This window comes from Bradyrhizobium sp. BR2003, assembly GCF_009720285.1.
GTDB classification, from domain to species: Bacteria; Pseudomonadota; Alphaproteobacteria; order Rhizobiales; family Xanthobacteraceae; genus Bradyrhizobium; species Bradyrhizobium elkanii.
Genome location: NZ_SMYJ01000029.1, coordinates 85,067 through 102,004 on the forward strand (window position 1 = coordinate 85,067; position 16,938 = coordinate 102,004).

Annotated in this window: 14 protein-coding genes and 1 tRNA gene; 12 read left to right on the forward strand and 3 right to left on the reverse strand. The window is 64.9% G+C overall.

Translation table 11 applies throughout. The annotated features are described in order from the left end of the window. The first annotated feature begins 6 nt into the window (after nucleotides 1–6). The 4 genes from carA (at nucleotide 7) to E2I15_RS24220 (ending at nucleotide 3,693) form a co-directional block, all read left to right on the forward strand. A complete protein-coding gene (carA, locus tag E2I15_RS24205; protein ID WP_137482233.1) occupies nucleotides 7–1,200 on the forward strand; it encodes a glutamine-hydrolyzing carbamoyl-phosphate synthase small subunit in 1,194 nt (397 codons plus the stop codon). 151 nt (nucleotides 1,201–1,351) lie between these two features. Next, a complete protein-coding gene (locus E2I15_RS24210; protein WP_137482234.1) occupies nucleotides 1,352–1,849 on the forward strand; it encodes a PaaI family thioesterase in 498 nt (165 codons plus the stop codon). Between the two features lie 150 nt (nucleotides 1,850–1,999). Further along, nucleotides 2,000–3,100 carry a mandelate racemase/muconate lactonizing enzyme family protein gene (locus E2I15_RS24215; RefSeq protein ID WP_170991695.1) on the forward strand — a complete coding sequence of 367 codons (1,101 nt, stop codon included), beginning with the start codon at nucleotides 2,000–2,002 and terminating at the stop codon, nucleotides 3,098–3,100. Nucleotides 3,101–3,171: 71 nt separating this feature from the next. After that, the gene (locus E2I15_RS24220) at nucleotides 3,172–3,693 is read left to right on the forward strand and encodes a cupin domain-containing protein (RefSeq protein ID WP_137482236.1); all 522 of its coding nucleotides are present in this window, start codon (nucleotides 3,172–3,174) and stop codon (nucleotides 3,691–3,693) included. A gap of 3 nt (nucleotides 3,694–3,696) precedes the next feature. Here the strand turns inward: E2I15_RS24220 and E2I15_RS24225 are convergent, their stop codons facing one another. Beyond that, a complete protein-coding gene (locus tag E2I15_RS24225) occupies nucleotides 3,697–4,224 on the reverse strand; it encodes a Dps family protein (protein ID WP_137482237.1) in 528 nt (175 codons plus the stop codon). Between the two features lie 124 nt (nucleotides 4,225–4,348). On the opposite strand from E2I15_RS24225, the gene E2I15_RS24230 reads away from it, so the two are divergent. The 5 genes from E2I15_RS24230 to E2I15_RS24250 all read left to right on the forward strand — a co-directional run bounded on the left by E2I15_RS24230 (nucleotide 4,349) and on the right by E2I15_RS24250 (nucleotide 10,129). Then, a complete protein-coding gene (locus tag E2I15_RS24230) occupies nucleotides 4,349–5,038 on the forward strand; it encodes a class I SAM-dependent methyltransferase (RefSeq protein WP_038386877.1) in 690 nt (229 codons plus the stop codon). 77 nt (nucleotides 5,039–5,115) lie between these two features. Continuing rightward, nucleotides 5,116–5,191 (forward strand) — tRNA-OTHER (locus E2I15_RS24235). 352 nt (nucleotides 5,192–5,543) lie between these two features. After that, a complete protein-coding gene (carB, locus tag E2I15_RS24240) occupies nucleotides 5,544–9,008 on the forward strand; it encodes a carbamoyl-phosphate synthase large subunit (RefSeq protein WP_137483992.1) in 3,465 nt (1,154 codons plus the stop codon). A gap of 197 nt (nucleotides 9,009–9,205) precedes the next feature. Beyond that, nucleotides 9,206–9,727 carry a transcription elongation factor GreA gene (gene greA, locus E2I15_RS24245; RefSeq protein WP_155262549.1) on the forward strand — a complete coding sequence of 174 codons (522 nt, stop codon included), beginning with the start codon at nucleotides 9,206–9,208 and terminating at the stop codon, nucleotides 9,725–9,727. Nucleotides 9,728–9,733: 6 nt separating this feature from the next. Continuing rightward, complete coding sequence (locus E2I15_RS24250; RefSeq protein WP_137483991.1) at nucleotides 9,734–10,129, forward strand: DoxX family protein; 396 nt, start codon at nucleotides 9,734–9,736, stop codon at nucleotides 10,127–10,129. A gap of 178 nt (nucleotides 10,130–10,307) precedes the next feature. Here E2I15_RS24250 and E2I15_RS24255 read toward each other — a convergent pair whose 3' ends face one another. Then, nucleotides 10,308–10,787: an Lrp/AsnC family transcriptional regulator gene (locus tag E2I15_RS24255; protein WP_016845095.1), complete on the reverse strand. Its 480-nt coding sequence runs from the start codon at nucleotides 10,785–10,787 to the stop codon at nucleotides 10,308–10,310. Between the two features lie 282 nt (nucleotides 10,788–11,069). Between E2I15_RS24255 and trxB the strand changes: the two genes are divergently transcribed. The 3 genes from trxB to dapA all read left to right on the forward strand — a co-directional run bounded on the left by trxB (nucleotide 11,070) and on the right by dapA (nucleotide 14,403). After that, nucleotides 11,070–12,035 carry a thioredoxin-disulfide reductase gene (gene trxB / locus E2I15_RS24260; RefSeq protein ID WP_057017037.1) on the forward strand — a complete coding sequence of 322 codons (966 nt, stop codon included), beginning with the start codon at nucleotides 11,070–11,072 and terminating at the stop codon, nucleotides 12,033–12,035. Between the two features lie 2 nt (nucleotides 12,036–12,037). Then, a complete protein-coding gene (locus tag E2I15_RS24265) occupies nucleotides 12,038–12,958 on the forward strand; it encodes a LysR family transcriptional regulator (protein WP_026192264.1) in 921 nt (306 codons plus the stop codon). Nucleotides 12,959–13,488: 530 nt separating this feature from the next. Further along, on the forward strand, nucleotides 13,489–14,403 hold the full coding sequence (gene dapA / locus E2I15_RS24270; protein WP_137483990.1) for a 4-hydroxy-tetrahydrodipicolinate synthase: 915 nt from the start codon (nucleotides 13,489–13,491) through the stop codon (nucleotides 14,401–14,403). A 104-nt stretch (nucleotides 14,404–14,507) separates the two neighbouring features. On the opposite strand, the gene E2I15_RS24275 is transcribed toward dapA, so the two are convergent. Further along, entirely contained in the window at nucleotides 14,508–16,901 is a 2,394-nt protein-coding gene (locus tag E2I15_RS24275) for a heavy metal translocating P-type ATPase (RefSeq protein WP_137483989.1), read from the reverse strand. Between the last annotated feature and the right edge of the window lie 37 nt (nucleotides 16,902–16,938).

Sequence of the window (16,938 nt, forward strand, 5' to 3'; positions counted from 1 at the left end):
GGGCTCATGACAACCCCCGAAAACGCTCCCGCCTGGCCGGACCATAAACCGACCGCGCTCCTTGTGCTCGCCGATGGTACCGTGCTGGAAGGCTTCGGTCTCGGCGCGGAAGGCCACGCCGTCGGCGAGGTCTGCTTCAACACCGCGATGACCGGCTATGAGGAGATCCTCACCGATCCGTCCTATGCCGGCCAGATCATCACCTTCACCTTCCCGCATATCGGCAATGTCGGTACCAACGAGGAAGACATCGAGACGGTGAACATGGCCGCGACGCCCGGCGCGCGCGGCGTGATCCTGCGCTCGGCGATCACGGATCCCTCGAATTACCGCGCCACCCGCCATCTCGACCTGTGGTTGAAGGCGCGCGGCATCATCGGCCTCTCCGGCATCGACACCCGCGCGCTGACCGCGCTGATCCGCTCCAAGGGCATGCCCAATGCGGTGATCGCGCACGCCAGGAACGGCGAGTTCGACCTGCACGGCCTGAAGGAAGAGGCCCGCGAATGGCCCGGCCTCGAGGGCATGGACCTGGTGCCGATGGTCACCTCGGGCCAGCGCTTCACCTGGGATGAGACGCCCTGGGTGTGGGGCAACGGTTTCGGCCAGCAGACCGCGCCGGAATTCAATGTGGTCGCGATCGACTACGGCATCAAGCGCAACATCCTGCGCCTGCTCGCCGGCGTCGGCGCCAAGGTGACCGTGGTGCCGGCGACGACCGCGGCCGAGGACATCCTGGCGATGAAGCCGGACGGCGTGTTCCTGTCGAACGGCCCCGGCGATCCCGCCGCGACCGGCAAATATGCCGTGCCAGTCATCCAGAAGGTGATCGCTTCGGGGACGCCGACCTTCGGCATCTGCCTCGGCCACCAGATGCTTGGCCTTGCCGTCGGGGCCAAAACCATGAAGATGCATCAGGGCCATCATGGCGCCAATCACCCGGTCAAGGACGAGACCACCGGCAAGGTCGAGATCACCTCGATGAACCATGGCTTTGCTGTGGACCAGGCGACGCTGCCGAAAGGCGCGACCCAGACCCATATCTCGCTGTTCGACGGCTCCAATTGCGGCATCGCCCTCGAGGGCAAGCCGGTGTTCTCGGTGCAGTACCACCCGGAAGCCTCGCCCGGCCCGCGCGACTCACATTACCTGTTCCAGCGCTTTGCCGATTTGATGCGGAAGAACAAGCGCGCGGCTTAGAGCCCGATCGTCATTGCCGGGCTTGAACCCGGCAATCCATCCCTTGAAGAAAGATGGATGCCCAGATCAAGTCCGGGCATGACGGCAGTTGGGCGCGGCTAGCACCGACAGCAACAATGCGTCATCGCATCGCATCACGGGAAATCTCGACATGACCGCCCCCGCCACCCCGAAGCCCGTCTACGGCGTCTCCTCGATGGCGGTGATGGCCTCGATGCCGGGGCTCGACTTCGTGCGCGGCATCTTCGCCCGAACCCTGCCGGAACCGCCGATCATGGAGAATGTCGAGCCGTTCGACTGCTCCGCCGAGACCGGCCATGTGGTGATCCATAGCATTCCGGGCCTGCGGCACTACAACCCGATCGGATCGGTGCATGGCGGCTACGCCGCGATCCTCTTGGATTCCGCGATGGGGCTTGCGGTGCAGACCACGCTGCCGCTGGGCTTTGGCTACACCACGCTGGAGTTCAAGATCTCCTTCGTCCGCGGCATGAGCCAGGACACCGGCACAATCCGCACCGAGGGCCACGTGCTCAACGCCGGGCGCCGTGTTGCGACCGCGGAAGCGCGGATTACCGACGACAAGGGCAAGCTGCTCGCGCATGCCACCACGACCTGCCTGGTGTTCGAACTGCCCAAGACGACCTGAGGGCAATCGCGTGTTGGCGCCAGACCTCGGCGCCAGATCTTGGCGCATTGGAGCCATGACGAAGCGCGCTGGATCGCGGCCTGCGCTCTGTGATTGAGTTTCCCTGTCCGAGATCAGGCAAACATGATCCGGCGTGGAAAGGGAACGCCGATGATTTCAGCCCATTCAGACATGACCATCCGCGACGTCCGGGTGACGATGTTGCGGCTGCCCTGGGCCGACGATCCCTGGCTGAAAGGCGCGGCGCTCGGCGCGACACGCGACATCCTGATCTGCGACGTCGAGACGTCCGGCGGCATCACCGGCATGGGCTATCTGTTCGTGTTCAAGCCGGCGATGAAGTCGATCGCGGCCTGTCTCGACGAGTGCATCATCCCGCGCGTCATCGGCAAGGACGCCACCGCGATCGAGGCGATCTGGCGCGATCTGTGGACGGCGACGATGACCTATGGCCGTGGCGGCATCGCCGCGATGGCCATGTCGGCGCTCGACATCGCGCTGTGGGACGCGGTGGGGAAACGCGCCGGCCTGCCGCTGCACCGGCTGTGGGGGCACTATCGCTCGGAAATCCCGATCTATGGTTCCGGCTGCTTCCGGGGCGCCGGCGGCGACGGGATGATCGAGAAGGCGCTGCATTTCGTGAAGCAGGGCTACAAGGCGATCAAGATGCAGGTCGCGCATGTTCACACGCCCGCGCAGGACCTCGACAATGTGCGCCGCATGCGCGAGGCGCTCGGGCCCGACATCGACATCATGATCGACGTCAACATGGGCTGGAGCGCCGATGTCGCCATCGAGATGGGACGCAAGTTCGAGAAGTACGATATCTACTGGCTCGAGGAACCGGTGCCGGCCGACGACTTCGCCGGTTACCAGCGCATCGCGGCGGCGCTGGACATGCGTGTCGTCGGCGGCGAGACGCATTTCACGCGCTACGATCTGCGGCCGTTCTTTCTCAATCCCTGCCTGCCGATCCTGCAACCCGACCCGATGCGCGGCGGCATGACCGACCTGCGCAAGATCGCCGCGCTTGCGGACACGTTCGGCATCACCATCGCGCCGCATCTGTTTCCCGAACTCAATGTGCACCTGCTGGCTTCGATTCCGAACGGCATCTGGTGCGAGAACATGGCACTGATCGACGATCTCTGGGTCGACCCGCCCGAGATCGCCAACGGCATGATCACCGCGCCGGAGCGGCCCGGGCACGGGCTCAAATTCAAGGAAGACGTGTTGAAGTTCAAAATCTAGCTGGAACGGTTTGCGGACCGACGGTTTGTTGGTCTGCAGACCGCGGCACCTCGCATCGCTGGAGAGCCACCATGTCGGTCGTCCGTATCGATATCGAACCCCTGACCATCGTCTTCCAGGACGACGGTCTGGTGCCGAACAACCCGATGCCGTTCCTGGTCTACAAGGCCGCCGTCGACGTCAGCAGCAATCCCGAGGCCACCATCGAGCAGCTGTTCGGCAAGAACGGTTGGGGCGCGATGTGGCGCAACGGCGTCTACGACTTCGCGCATTACCACGCCACCGTGCACGAGGTGCTGGGCGTCGCGCGCGGCCGCGCGCGCGTGCAGTTCGGCGGCGAACATGGGCGGGCGCTGGAGATCGCGGCCGGCGACGTCGCGATCCTGCCCGCCGGCACCGGGCATCAATGCCTGTCGGCGAGCGACGATTTTTGCGTGATCGGCGCCTATCCCCCGGGCCCGCCGATGGATCTGCAGCGGCCGACGCCGCAGAACCACGCCAAGGCGCTGAAGACGATCCCGCTGGTCGCGATCCCCGCGACCGATCCGGTGATGGGCAAGGACGGGCCGCTGGTGCGGCTGTGGAAGCGCTGACGCCTACGCCGCGTTGCTGCCTTCCTGGCGGCTGGCCTCGAACAGGAACCAGGTGCGGCGCTCGGTCTCGTCGATGAAGGTTTCGAGCAGGCCCGCGGTACCGGAGTCCTCCTGGTCGTCGGCCAGCTTGTGCGCCTTGCGCATCGCGGCCGCCATGTGCTTGTTGTCTTCCATCAACTCGCGCAGCATTTCGCGCGGCGGCACATAATCGTCGTCATTGTCCTTGATGGTCTGATGCTTGGCGACATCGCCGATCGACTTCAGCGTCGCGCCGCCAAGCTTGCGCACCCGCTCGGCGAGTTGGTCGGTGGTCGCGAAGATCGCCTCCGACTGCTCGTCCAGCAACAGATGGTAATCATGGAAATGCCGGCCGCTGACGTGCCAATGGAAATTCTTGGTCTTCAGGTAGAGCGCGAAGGCGTCGGCCAGAAGCGTGTTGAGCGAGGCCGAGATCGTGTCCACCGCAGCCTGCGGCAGGTCGCTCGGCGTGTCGAGATCGGGCGAGATCTTGTCAGTCTTGGCTTTGCTCACGTTGGACCTTCCTGTTAGGAACCCGTATTTCGGCGCATTGAACATTGGCCGCCGGACCGCTAACGCATCATCAGCCCACCCGTTCCTGAGGCCAGGAACCCCGTTCTGCCGGATACCAAACGCGATGGATGAATGGATCGATTATTACGATTCCACGCATACGATCTATGCGAGCCGACTGCACCGTGACCTGCATTTCCAGATCATCGCAAACGACATCATCGGCTACATCGCTTCGCCGGATGCCGTGGTGCTCGATTATGCCTGCGGCGAGGCGCTGTCGGCGGCGAAGGTCGCCAATGCCTGCGCCCAGCTCTACCTGGCGGAGCCGGCGCCCGGCGTGCGCGGCCGTCTGGTCGCGCGCTTTGCGCCCGACACCCGAATCCGTGTCCGCTCGCTCGATGATCTGAAGCACATGGACGCGGACTCGATCGACCTCGTGGTGATGAACTCGGTGGCGCAGTACATGACGCCGCAGGAGCTCGATTCCGCATTCGACGTGATCCACCGCGTGCTGAAGCCCTCCGGCCGGTTCGTGCTCGGCGATATCCTGCGGCCCGAAGTCGGCATGGCGAGGGATGTCGTGGCGCTGCTGCGCTTTGCGGCGACCCACGGCTTCCTGCGCGATGCGCTGGTCGGGCTGGCTTCAACCGCACTGTCCGACTATCGCCAGCTGCGCACCAGGATCGGACTGCAGCGCTACCGCGAGGACGAGATGATCGCGAAGCTCGGCGCCGCGGGGTTCAGCGCCACGCGCGCGCCGCGCAACATCGGGCACAATCCGTGGCGGATGACGTTCGTGGCGCACCACTGATCCAAGGTTGCACGACGCGTTAACGTTACCCAGAAGGAAACATAGCGGCGGCTGAAATAATCAGCAATGATCCGCTCGGCCCGGTGGCGGAAGCGTCGACGCGGCAGTGGTGCAACACTGTTTATCCTGGTTCAAATCCAGGCCGGGCCTCCACGCTTCGCCCTGACGGGCTACGCGTGGCGCAGCCACGCTGGACCGGCGGGACCAAGCGTGTCCGGCGTAGCTTGAGCGTTTGCGAAAGCGTAGACGGACAGGGCGGCAGCTCAGCCCCGCCCCTGACAACCCCTCACCCCACCCCAGCCGGCCATACGCCGAATGCGGAATTTCCCCCAGAATCACGGTTGATTGGGCGCTTTTGGGGGTTTCGCGGGTGCGGAAACTGGTCTAAAGACCACCCGCGCGCGAAGGATCGCGCTTCCGGCGCTACAAGATGTAGCGCATGGCTCGAGGGACGCGCGGGAAGCGCGCCCTTTTTTTGTGCCCAAATTCCAGTCCGCGAGAGCTGATGCCCAAAAGAACCGACATCTCCACCATCCTGATCATCGGCGCCGGTCCCATCGTGATCGGCCAGGCCTGCGAGTTCGACTATTCCGGCACGCAGGCCTGCAAGACGCTCAAGGAAGAGGGCTATCGGATCGTCCTGGTCAATTCCAACCCGGCGACGATCATGACCGACCCGGAGCTGGCGGACGCGACCTATATCGAGCCGATCACGCCCGAAATCGTCGCCAAGATCATCGAAAAGGAACGCCACGTCGTGCCCGGCGGCTTCGCGCTGCTGCCGACCATGGGCGGCCAGACCGCGCTGAACTGCGCGCTGTCGCTGCGCAAGCAGGGCACGCTGGAGAAGTTCGACGTCGAGATGATCGGCGCCACCGCCGATGCCATCGACAAGGCGGAAGACCGCCAGCTGTTCCGCGACGCAATGGAGAAGATCGGGCTGCAGACGCCGAGGTCGCGGCTTGCCAATGCGTCGGCGCTGAAGAAGTCCGACCGCGACAAGTACCTCGCCGATCAGGCCAAGCTGTCCGGCCGTGAGCTCGAAGCCTTCGAACGGCAGTGGGAAGGCGGCGAGAACGAGCGGCGCAAGCGCTACCAGCAGCAGGCCCTCGCCGAAGCGCTGATGGCGCTGTCCGACATCGGCCTGCCCGCGATCATCCGCCCCTCCTTCACGCTCGGCGGCACCGGCGGCGGCATCGCCTACAACAAGGAAGAATATCTCGACATCATCGAGCGCGGCCTCGACGCTTCGCCGACCAACGAGGTGCTGATCGAGGAATCCGTTCTCGGCTGGAAAGAGTTCGAGATGGAGGTGGTGCGCGACAAGAAGGACAATTGCATCATCATCTGCTCGATCGAGAACGTCGATCCGATGGGCGTGCACACCGGCGATTCCATCACGGTGGCGCCGGCGCTGACGCTCACCGACAAGGAATACCAGATCATGCGCGACGCATCGATTGCGGTGCTGCGCGAGATCGGGGTCGAGACCGGCGGCTCCAACGTGCAGTTCGGCATCAATCCGGACGACGGCCGCATGGTCGTGATCGAGATGAACCCGCGCGTGTCGCGCTCGTCGGCGCTGGCCTCGAAGGCCACCGGCTTCCCGATCGCCAAGGTCGCCGCCAAGCTTGCGATCGGCTACACGCTCGACGAGATCGCCAACGACATCACCGGCGGCGCGACGCCGGCCTCGTTCGAGCCGACGATCGACTACGTCGTCACCAAGATTCCGCGCTTTGCGTTCGAGAAATTCCCCGGCGCCTCCTCCACGCTGACCACCTCGATGAAGTCGGTCGGCGAGGTGATGGCGATCGGCCGCACCTTCCAGGAGAGCCTGCAGAAGGCCCTGCGCGGGCTCGAGACCGGGCTGACCGGCCTCGACGAGATCGACATCGAGGGCCTCGGCCGCAGCGACGACAAGAACGCGATCCGTGCCGCGCTCGGCACGCCGACGCCGAACCGCCTGCTGCAGGTCGCGCAGGCGATGCGGCTCGGTTGGTCCAACGAGGATATCTTCAATTCCTGCAAGATCGATCCCTGGTTCCTCGCCGAGCTGCGCGCCATCGTCGAGATGGAAGGCAAGGTCCGCAGCAGCGGCCTGCCGACCAATGCGTTCGCGATGCGGATGCTGAAGGCGATGGGCTTCTCGGACGCGCGGCTCGCCGTGCTCACTGACACCACCGAGGCCGACGTCACCGCCAAGCGCCACGCGCTCGGGGTGCGCCCGGTGTTCAAGCGCATCGACACCTGCGCGGCGGAGTTCGCTTCGCCGACCGCCTACATGTATTCGACCTATGAGCGGCCGTTCGCCGGCGAATTTGCCGACGAGAGCGCGCCGTCGGACCGCAAGAAGGTGATCATCCTAGGCGGCGGCCCGAACCGCATCGGCCAAGGTATCGAATTCGACTATTGCTGCTGCCACGCCTGCTTCGCGCTCGAGGACGCCGGCTACGAGACCATCATGGTCAACTGCAACCCGGAAACGGTATCGACCGACTACGACACCGCCGACCGGCTGTATTTCGAGCCGCTCACCGCCGAAGACGTGCTCGAGATCATCGCGACCGAGCGCAAGAACGGCACGCTGCACGGCGTGATCGTGCAGTTCGGCGGCCAGACCCCGCTGAAGCTTGCCCGCGCGCTCGAAGCCGCCGAAGTGCCGATCCTTGGCACCTCGCCCGACGCGATCGACCTCGCCGAGGACCGCGACCGCTTCAAGCGCGTGCTCGACAAGCTGCGTCTCAAGCAGCCGAAGAACGGCATCGCCTATTCGGTCGAGCAGGCCCGCTTGGTCGCCGCCGATCTCGACCTGCCGCTGGTGGTGCGTCCGTCCTACGTGCTCGGCGGCCGCGCGATGCAGATCATCCGCGAGGAGAACCAGCTCAACGACTACCTGCTGGGAACGCTGCCTGAGCTGGTGCCCGCCGACATCAAGGCGCGCTACCCGAACGACAAGACCGGGCAGATCAACACCGTGCTCGGCAAGAACCCGCTGCTGTTCGACCGCTATCTGTCCGACGCGACCGAAGTCGACGTCGACTGCCTCTGCGACGGCAAGGACACCTTCATCGTCGGCATCATGGAGCACATCGAGGAAGCCGGCATCCATTCCGGCGACTCCGCCTGCTCGCTGCCGCCGCATTCGCTCGACGCCAAGACCATCGAGGAACTGGAGCGGCAGACCCGCGAACTCGCGCTCGGGCTCGACGTGGTCGGCCTGATGAACGTGCAGTACGCCATCAAGGACGGCGAGATCTACGTGCTCGAGGTCAACCCGCGCGCATCCCGCACCGTGCCGTTCGTCGCCAAGGTGATCGGCACGCCGGTCGCCAAGATCGCGGCGCGGATCATGGCCGGCGAGAAGCTCGCCGACTTCAAGCTGAAGAAGAAGAAGCTCGGCCATGTCGGCGTGAAGGAATCGGTGTTCCCGTTCGCGCGCTTCCCCGGCGTCGACACCGTGCTCGGACCGGAGATGCGTTCGACCGGCGAAGTGATGGGCATCGACCGCTCCTTCGAGGTCGCGTTCGCGAAGAGCCAGCTCGGCGGCGGCACGCGCGTGCCGCGGCAGGGTACGGTGTTCGTCTCGGTGCGCGGCGACGACAAGATGCGCATCGCGGATGCGGTGCGGCTGTTGCACTCGCTAGGTTTCAAGGTGATGGCAACCTCGGGCACGCAGCGTTACCTCAGCGACAACGGCGTGCCGACTGAAAAGGTGAACAAGGTGCTCGAAGGCCGTCCGCACATCGTCGACGCCATCACCAATGGCGACGTCCAGTTGGTCTTCAATACCACCGAAGGTCCGCAGGCGCTGGCCGACAGCCGCTCGCTGCGGCGGGCTGCCCTCTTGCATAAAGTGCCATATTACACCACTCTTTCGGGCGCGGTGGCGGCCGCACGGGGAATCCGGGCCTATCGGGCCGGGGACCTTGAGGTCCGCACGCTTCAGAGTTACTTTTCCGAAAGCTGACCGCTGCCCGGGCTGAAGGCCCGAAGCGGTCAATTAGCCGAATGGCTGGAACTCACCGCGCGATTGGATGTTGTCACGGCCCTTAGCGGGGCCGAAAATCACTGGGCTTCCGGGCGCGTTGGCGCCCTGATTCCTGCGTTAGCTGAACTGGATATTCGTGCACGGCCGCCGGGCGCGCGCGATGAAGGACGAAGATGATGGATAAGGTTCCGATGACCGCGGGCGGATACGCCGCGCTGACGGACGAGTTGAAGCATCGCCAATCGGTGGATCGTCCGCGCATCATCGAACACATCGCGGAAGCGCGCTCGCACGGCGATCTCTCGGAGAACGCCGAGTATCACGCCGCCAAGGAAGAGCAGTCGCACAACGAGGGCCGCATCGCCGAGCTCGAGGACAAGCTCGCGCGCGCCGACATCATCGACATTTCGAAACTGTCAGGCGACACCATCAAGTTCGGCGCGACCGTGACGCTGATCGATGAGGACACCGAGAAGAAGGCGGTCTGGCAGATCGTCGGCGAAGTCGAGGCCGACGCCAAGAAAGGCCGCATCTCCATCACCTCGCCGCTTGCGCGCGCGCTGATCGGCAAGAAGAAGGGGACCACCGTCGAGGTGATGGCGCCGGGCGGCGCCAAGGCCTACGAGATCACCAAGGTCGAGGCGGACACCGTGTGTTTCTGCTTCGTGCAACGTTCCAGTGTGTCAAACAGGGGGTAAATGACAATGGACCAGATGTTATCCAAGTTTCAGCCGGTGGCACTCAGCCTGTTCCGGTTCATCACCGGATTGCTGCTGTTTCAGTTCGGCGTCGCCAAGCTTTTGAAGTTCCCGCCCGGGACAATGTTCGAGAAGGTCGAACTGTTCTCGTTGATCGGAGCTGCCGGCGCGCTCGAGTTGGTCCTAGGCGGGCTGCTGATGATCGGCCTGTTTTCACGGATCGTGGCCTTCATCCTGGCGGGTGAAATGGCTTTCGCCTACTTCATCGGCCACTTCCCGAAAGGCTTCTATCCGCTGCTCAACAACGGCAGTCTGGCGATCGCGTTATGCTTTGCCTGCCTCTATCTTTCGACATCGGGCCCCGGTCCGATCAGCGTCGACGCCGCAATGGGCAAGAGGTAACGAACATCGTCATTGCGAGCCAACGGTCGCGTGAACGCGCGCCCGATGACAGGCTCCGCGAAGCAGTCCACCTCACCGCAAACGGGCAAGCGTGGATTGCTTCGTCGCTTCAGCGCAAAAATTGTCGTGCAATTTTGTCGCGAGTTCCTCGCAATGACGACGATGTAGATGGGATCGATCAGCCGACCGCCTTCAATCCCAGCGGCACCGCAGCCTCGTATTTCGAATTGTGCAGCACCAGCGACGTCCTGACGTTGCGCACATGCGGCGCCGCCGTCAGGTGGGTAACGAAATCCTGGAACGTCGCCATGTCGGGCGCGACGCATTTGAGGATGAAGTCGACTTCGCCCGACAGCATCCAGCATTCCCGCACCAGCGGCTCGGCGCGCACGAAATTCTCGAAGGCGCGGAGGTCGGCGTCGGCCTGGCTCGACAGATGCACCGAGGCGAACACCGTGACGTCGTAGCCGAGGCGGCGCGGATCGAGCAGGCCGCGGTATCCCTGGATGTAGCCTTCCTCCTCCAGCGCCCGGACCCTGCGCAGGCAGGGCGGCGGCGAGATACCGACGCGCTTGGCCAGTTCCACATTGGTGATTCGGCCATCGGCCTGGATCTCGGCGAGGATTTTGAGGTCGATCTCGTCAAGGTTCTTCGACACGCGACTACAGTTCCCTAGGGGTTTGGAAAGCTTGGCAGGTCCGCCGGCAACTCTCATAGCGCAGCCAGCCGGCACTGCGCAATTTTATTGCGCGTGCAGCGCACGATTTCGCGAATGTGACTTCAGTTCCGGGGAAAATTCGCTGCCATGGATTGCAAATCTTGCATAGCTTCCCAGATATCCTAGACTTGGATTTGACACTTTTAGCACCGCCGTGACCTGCCTCCGGGGTGCTTCCCACACAAGTCCCCGTCAAAGTCCCCAGCAGAGAGGGATCAGCTAATGCCCGCGCCTGTCCACGCCAAGGTCGTCATCATCGGGTCCGGGCCCGCCGGCTACACCGCAGCGATCTACGCGGCACGCGCGATGCTCGAGCCGGTGCTGATCCAGGGCATCCAGCCGGGCGGGCAGCTCACCATCACCACCGACGTCGAGAACTATCCCGGCTTCGCCGATGTGATCCAGGGCCCCTGGCTGATGGAGCAGATGGAGAAGCAGGCGGCCCATGTCGGCACCAAGATCGTCACCGATCTCGTCAACAAGCTGGAACTCGGCCAACGCCCGTTTCGCCTGACCTGCGATTCCGGCGACGTCTATCTCGCCGAGACCGTGATCCTCGCCACCGGTGCCCAGGCGCGCTGGCTTGGGCTGCCCTCGGAAGCAAAGTTCCAGGGCGGCGGCGTGTCGGCCTGCGCGACCTGCGACGGCTTCTTCTACCGCGGCAAGGACGTCGTGGTGGTCGGCGGCGGCAACACCGCGGTCGAGGAAGCGCTGTACCTGACCAATCACGCCTCCCAAGTCACCATCGTGCATCGCCGCGATCATTTCCGCGCCGAGCGCATCCTGCAGGAGCGGCTGTTCAAGAATCCCAAGATCAAGGTGGTGTGGGATTCGGCGATCGACGAGATCTGCGGTTCGGAGAACCCGAACAAGGTCACCCATGTGCGGCTGAAGAACGTCAAGACCGGCGCGCTCACGAACCTCAAAACCGACGGCGTCTTCATCGCGATCGGCCATGCGCCGGCGACGGAGCTCGTCAAAGGCCAGATCAAGCTGAAACCGTCGGGCTATGTCGAGGTGGCGCCGAACTCCACCGCGACCTCGATGCCCGGCCTGTTCGCCGCGGGCGACGTGGCGGATGAAACCTTCCGGCAGGCGGTCACCGCCGCCGGCCTCGGCTGCATGGCTGCGCTCGAGGCGGAACGCTTCCTGGCTCTTCGCGCGAGCGATCGCGCAGCGGCGGAATAATCATGGCACGATCTCGCGACGGATTTACGGATATGGATTGGGACAAGCTGAAGGTCTTTCACGCAGCGGCGGAGGCAGGCAGCTTCACACATGCCGGCGAACAGCTTGGCCTGTCGCAATCGGCGGTCTCCCGCCAGGTCAGCGCGCTGGAGCAGGAGCTCTCGGTGTCGCTGTTTCACCGCCACGCCCGCGGCCTGATCCTCACCGAACAGGGCGACCTCCTGTTCCGCACCGCGCATGACGTGTTCATGCAGCTGCAGGCGGCCCGCGCAAAGCTCACCGACAGCCGCGAGCGGCCGAGCGGCGACCTCAAGATCACGACGCCGCCGGCGCTCGGCATCAACTGGCTGATCCCGCGGCTCGACGAGTTCACCGCGCTCTATCCCGACATCCGGATCTCGCTGATCGTCACTGACGAAGATCTCGACCTCTCGATGCGCGAGGCCGACGTCGCGATCCGCACCCGCAAGCCGACCCAGCCGGACCTGATCCAGCGCAAGCTGTTCTCGATCGGCTTCCATGCCTATTGCTCGCCGGAATACATCAAGCGCTTCGGCACGCCGCGCACGCTCGATGATCTCGACTCGCATCGCATCATCATGCTCGGCGACTCGCAGGTGCCGGCACATCTGCAGAACCGCAGCTGGCTGATCGATGCCGGCCGCAACGGCTCCGGTCCGCGCGAGCCCTACTTCAAGGTCAACAACATCCTTGGCCTCGTGCGCGCCTGCCAGCAGGGCCTCGGCATCGCCGCGCTGCCGGACTATCTGGTCGAACAGAACAACCTCGTGCAGCTGTTCGGCGAGTCCGACTCGATCGCGCTCGACACCTACTTCGTCTATCCGGAAGAGCTGAAGACGGTGGCCCGGGTGCAAGTGTTTCGCGACTTCGTGGTCAGCAAAGCGCAGCGCTGGCCATCGTGATTAAGCGGCCCTTATAGGGCTGGTTTATAGGACTATCGGTGCTGCCCCCAGTCTCCGCATGACTGACATGCGACCTGGATAGTTGCTGCATGGCACAGATGGGGATCATAGTGCTTATACGCTGAGCGTTCGCGTCGCGCATATGTCCCCCTCCTCCAGTGGCGCGGAAGTTCAGTAATCCCTCTTGGAAGGTGATTGTGTCGGCCTCACGTGGCCAATACCTTAAGCCGGGCTCACTCGAGCCCGGCTTTTTTTCATCGCTGTGCCTCTTCACCTCCGTGTCATGCGCAAAACGCGCCGCACGCGCCGATCAGCATGCGCATTGACAACAACCTCGCAGCGCAGCATCATTGTCCGATGATCACGACTTCGTGCGCCGTTTTTTCGTCGAAAAAAGCTCCCCTCCCGGGGGCACGAGATCGCGCGCGATAGGATCACCTTCGCATTCAAACCGATCCCAAAACCCCGCCGCCTGGACGGGGTTTTTTGTTGGTCCCGTCTCCGGCCTTGCCTTCTTGAGGAGATGGAACATGACCGCTCTACACCAGCAATTGCAGGGCCTCTGGCTGCCCCTGATCACGCCATTCCGTAACGGCGAGCTCGACGTCACCTCGCTGCGGCGTCTCGTACGGCACTACGCCAATGGCCCCGTCGACGGGTTCATTCTCGGCGCAACCTCCGGCGAGGGCATGGCGCTCAGCATGGACGAGCTGGAGGGGCTGGTGAGCGTCGTGCTCGACGAGCTCAGTGCCAGTTCCCGCCATCTGCCGGTCTGTCTCGGGCTCTCCGGCGCTTCGACCGCCCGGATGAAGGAAGCGCTGGACGACACGGCCGACTGGCCGATCAACGGCTATTTGATGGCAAGCCCCTATTATATCAGACCCTCGCAGCGCGGGCTCGTGCAGCACTTCAACGCGCTCGCCGATCACGCATCGTGGCCGATCGTGCTTTACAACATTCCCTATCGCACGGCGGTGAACCTGACCAACGAAACGCTGCTGGCGCTCGCGGACCATCCGAACATCGCCGGCATGAAGGATTGCTGCGCCGACCGCGCGCAGTCGATCGACTTCGTCAACCGCCGGCCGGCCGGCTTCCGCGTGCTGACCGGCGAGGATGCGCAGACTTTCGATGCGCTCTCGGACGGCGCCGACGGCGCGATCCTGCTGTCCGCACATCTGGAAACAAACACCTTTGCTGCGATCCGCACGCTGTTGCAGCAGGGCCAGCGCGACGCGGCGCTGGCCGCCTGGCAAAGCGTCGTCGGCCTGACGAGACTGCTGTTCGCCGAACCGAGCCCTGCGCCGGCCAAGCACTGGCTGTGGCGGCAGGGGCTGATCGACAGCCCCGAGGTGCGGCTGCCGATGGTCGCGGTGAGCGAGGATCTCGCAACCTGGCTCGATGCCGAGATGGAGCGCCGCGCGCAGCTGCTGCTGCCAGCCTAAGTCTTGTAGACCGGATGCAGCGCAGCGAAATCCGGGGCATCTCCACTTGGCGAGACCGGCCCCGGATTACGCTGCGCTTCATCCGGGCTACCGGTCTTGCTGGCTCAATCCAGCCTCGTCCTCGCCAACCGCAGCGCATTGCCGATCACGCTGACCGAGGACAGCGCCATCGCGGCGGCGCCGACCATCGGCGACAGCAGGATGCCGAACAGCGGATACAGCACGCCGGCCGCGATCGGCACGCCTGCCGCGTTGTAGACGAAGGCGAACGCCAGGTTCTGGCGGATGTTGCGCATGGTCGCGACCGACAGCCGCCGCGCGCGCACGAGGCCCATCAGATCGCCGGTCAGAAGCGTAATGCCGGCGCTCTCGATCGCGACGTCGGTGCCACCGCCCATCGCGATGCCGACATCGGCAGCGGCGAGCGCCGGCGCGTCATTGACGCCGTCGCCCGCCATTGCGACGGTGCGCCCCTCGCCGCGCAGCCGCTGCACCACCTCGCTCTTGCGCTCCGGCAGAACGCCGGCCTCGACCTCGTCGATGCCGAGCGTCTTTGCCACCGCCCGCGCGGTGGTCTCATTGTCGCCGGTCAACATCACGATGCGCAGGCCCTCGGCACGCAGCGTCTGCAGCGCGCTCGTCGCGGACGGCTTGACCGGATCGGCAATCGCGATCACCCCGGCGACGCGGCCATCGACTGCGACATAGATCGCCGTCGCGCCGTCCCGCCGCGCGGCCTCGGCCGCCTCGTCGAGCGCTGCCGTCGCGATCTTCAGTTCGGCCATCAGCACCGCGTTGCCGAGCGCAACCTGCCTGCCTTCGACCGTGCCGGTCGCGCCCTTGCCGGACGGCGAGGCAAAATTGCTGACGGCGGCGGACGCAAGCTTGCGCTCCCTGGCAGCGGCGATGACCGCCTGCGCCAGCGGATGCTCGCTGCCCTGCTCGACACTGGCGGCAATGCACAGCAGATCACTCTCGCCGAACCCTGCGGCGGCAATGACGCGCACGACCTTCGGCTTGCCCTCGGTGAGCGTACCGGTCTTGTCGATGACGAGCGTATCGATCGCCTCCATCCGCTCCAGCGCCTGCGCGTCGCGGATCAGGATGCCGGAATGCGCGCCGCGGCCGACACCGACCATGATCGACATCGGCGTCGCCAACCCCAGCGCGCAGGGGCAGGCGATGATCAGCACCGTGACCGCGGCGACCAGCGCGAAGGTCAGGCGCGGCTCGGGGCCGAACACCGTCCAGGCGATGAAGGCGAGCACGGCAGCAGCGATCACCGCCGGCACGAACCAGCCGGCGACGCGATCGGCGAGCCGCTGGATCGGCGCGCGTGAGCGCTGCGCCTTCGCCACCATGTCGACGATCCGCGACAGCATGGTGTCGCGGCCGACCTTCTCGGCGCGCATCACGAGGCCGCCGCTCTGGTTGACCGTGCCGCCGATCACCCTCTCGCCTTCGGCCTTCGCGACCGGCATCGACTCGCCTGTGACCATGGACTCGTCAATGACCGCACTGCCCTCGACGACGACGCCGTCGACCGGCACCTTCTCGCCCGGCCGCACGCGCAGGCGGTCGCCGACCTTGATCGCGTCGATGTCGATGTCCTCGTCGCCATGCTCGGTGACACGCCGCGCGGTCTTGGGCGCGAGGCCGAGCAGCGCGCGGATCGCGCCCGAGGTCTGCGCGCGGGCGCGCAATTCCAGCACCTGGCCGAGCAGCACCAGCACCGTGATCACGGCCGCCGCCTCGAAATACACCGCGACCGCGCCGTGCATGTCGCGGAACGCGGGCGGGAATAGCTGCGGCGCCAACGTCGCGACCACGCTGTAGACATAGGCGACGCCGGTGCCCATCGCGATCAGCGTGAACATGTTGAGATTGCGGGTGACCAGCGACTGCCAGCCGCGCACGAAGAACGGCGCACCGGCCCACAGCACGACCGGCGTCGCCAGCACGAACGAGATCCAGTTCGACCAGTGCTGCGGCACCAGATTCATCAGCCCGAGATGGCTGCCCATCTCGAGCACGAACACCGGCAGCGTGAGCGCAAGGCCGATCCAGAACCGCCGCGCCATGTCGATCAGTTCAGGGTCGGGGCCGTCGTCGAGCGAGACCTGCTCGGGCTCCAGCGCCATGCCGCAGATCGGGCAGCTGCCGGGGCCGATCTGGCGCACCTCGGGATGCATCGGGCAGGTGTAGATGGTGCCCGCGGGCGCCGGCGGCTCCTCCTCGCGCGGCTTGAGATACTTCTCGGGGTCGGCCTCGAAGCGCTCGCGGCAGCGGCCGCTGCAGAACAGGTACTCCTCGCCCTTGTAGCTGAAGCGGTGCTTGGCGGTCGCCGGGTTGACCTTCATGCCGCAGACCGGATCGATCGCGAACGCCGCCTCGGCCGGCGCCGCGTCGTGATCATGCTTGCCGCCGCAGCAGGAATGCGCGGCCGCGCCGTTGTGATGATGATCCGCGTGCGAATGGTCGTGCTTTGCGTGTGCCACGAAACTCTTCCCGGCCGCTAACCCGGCCTCTTGATCT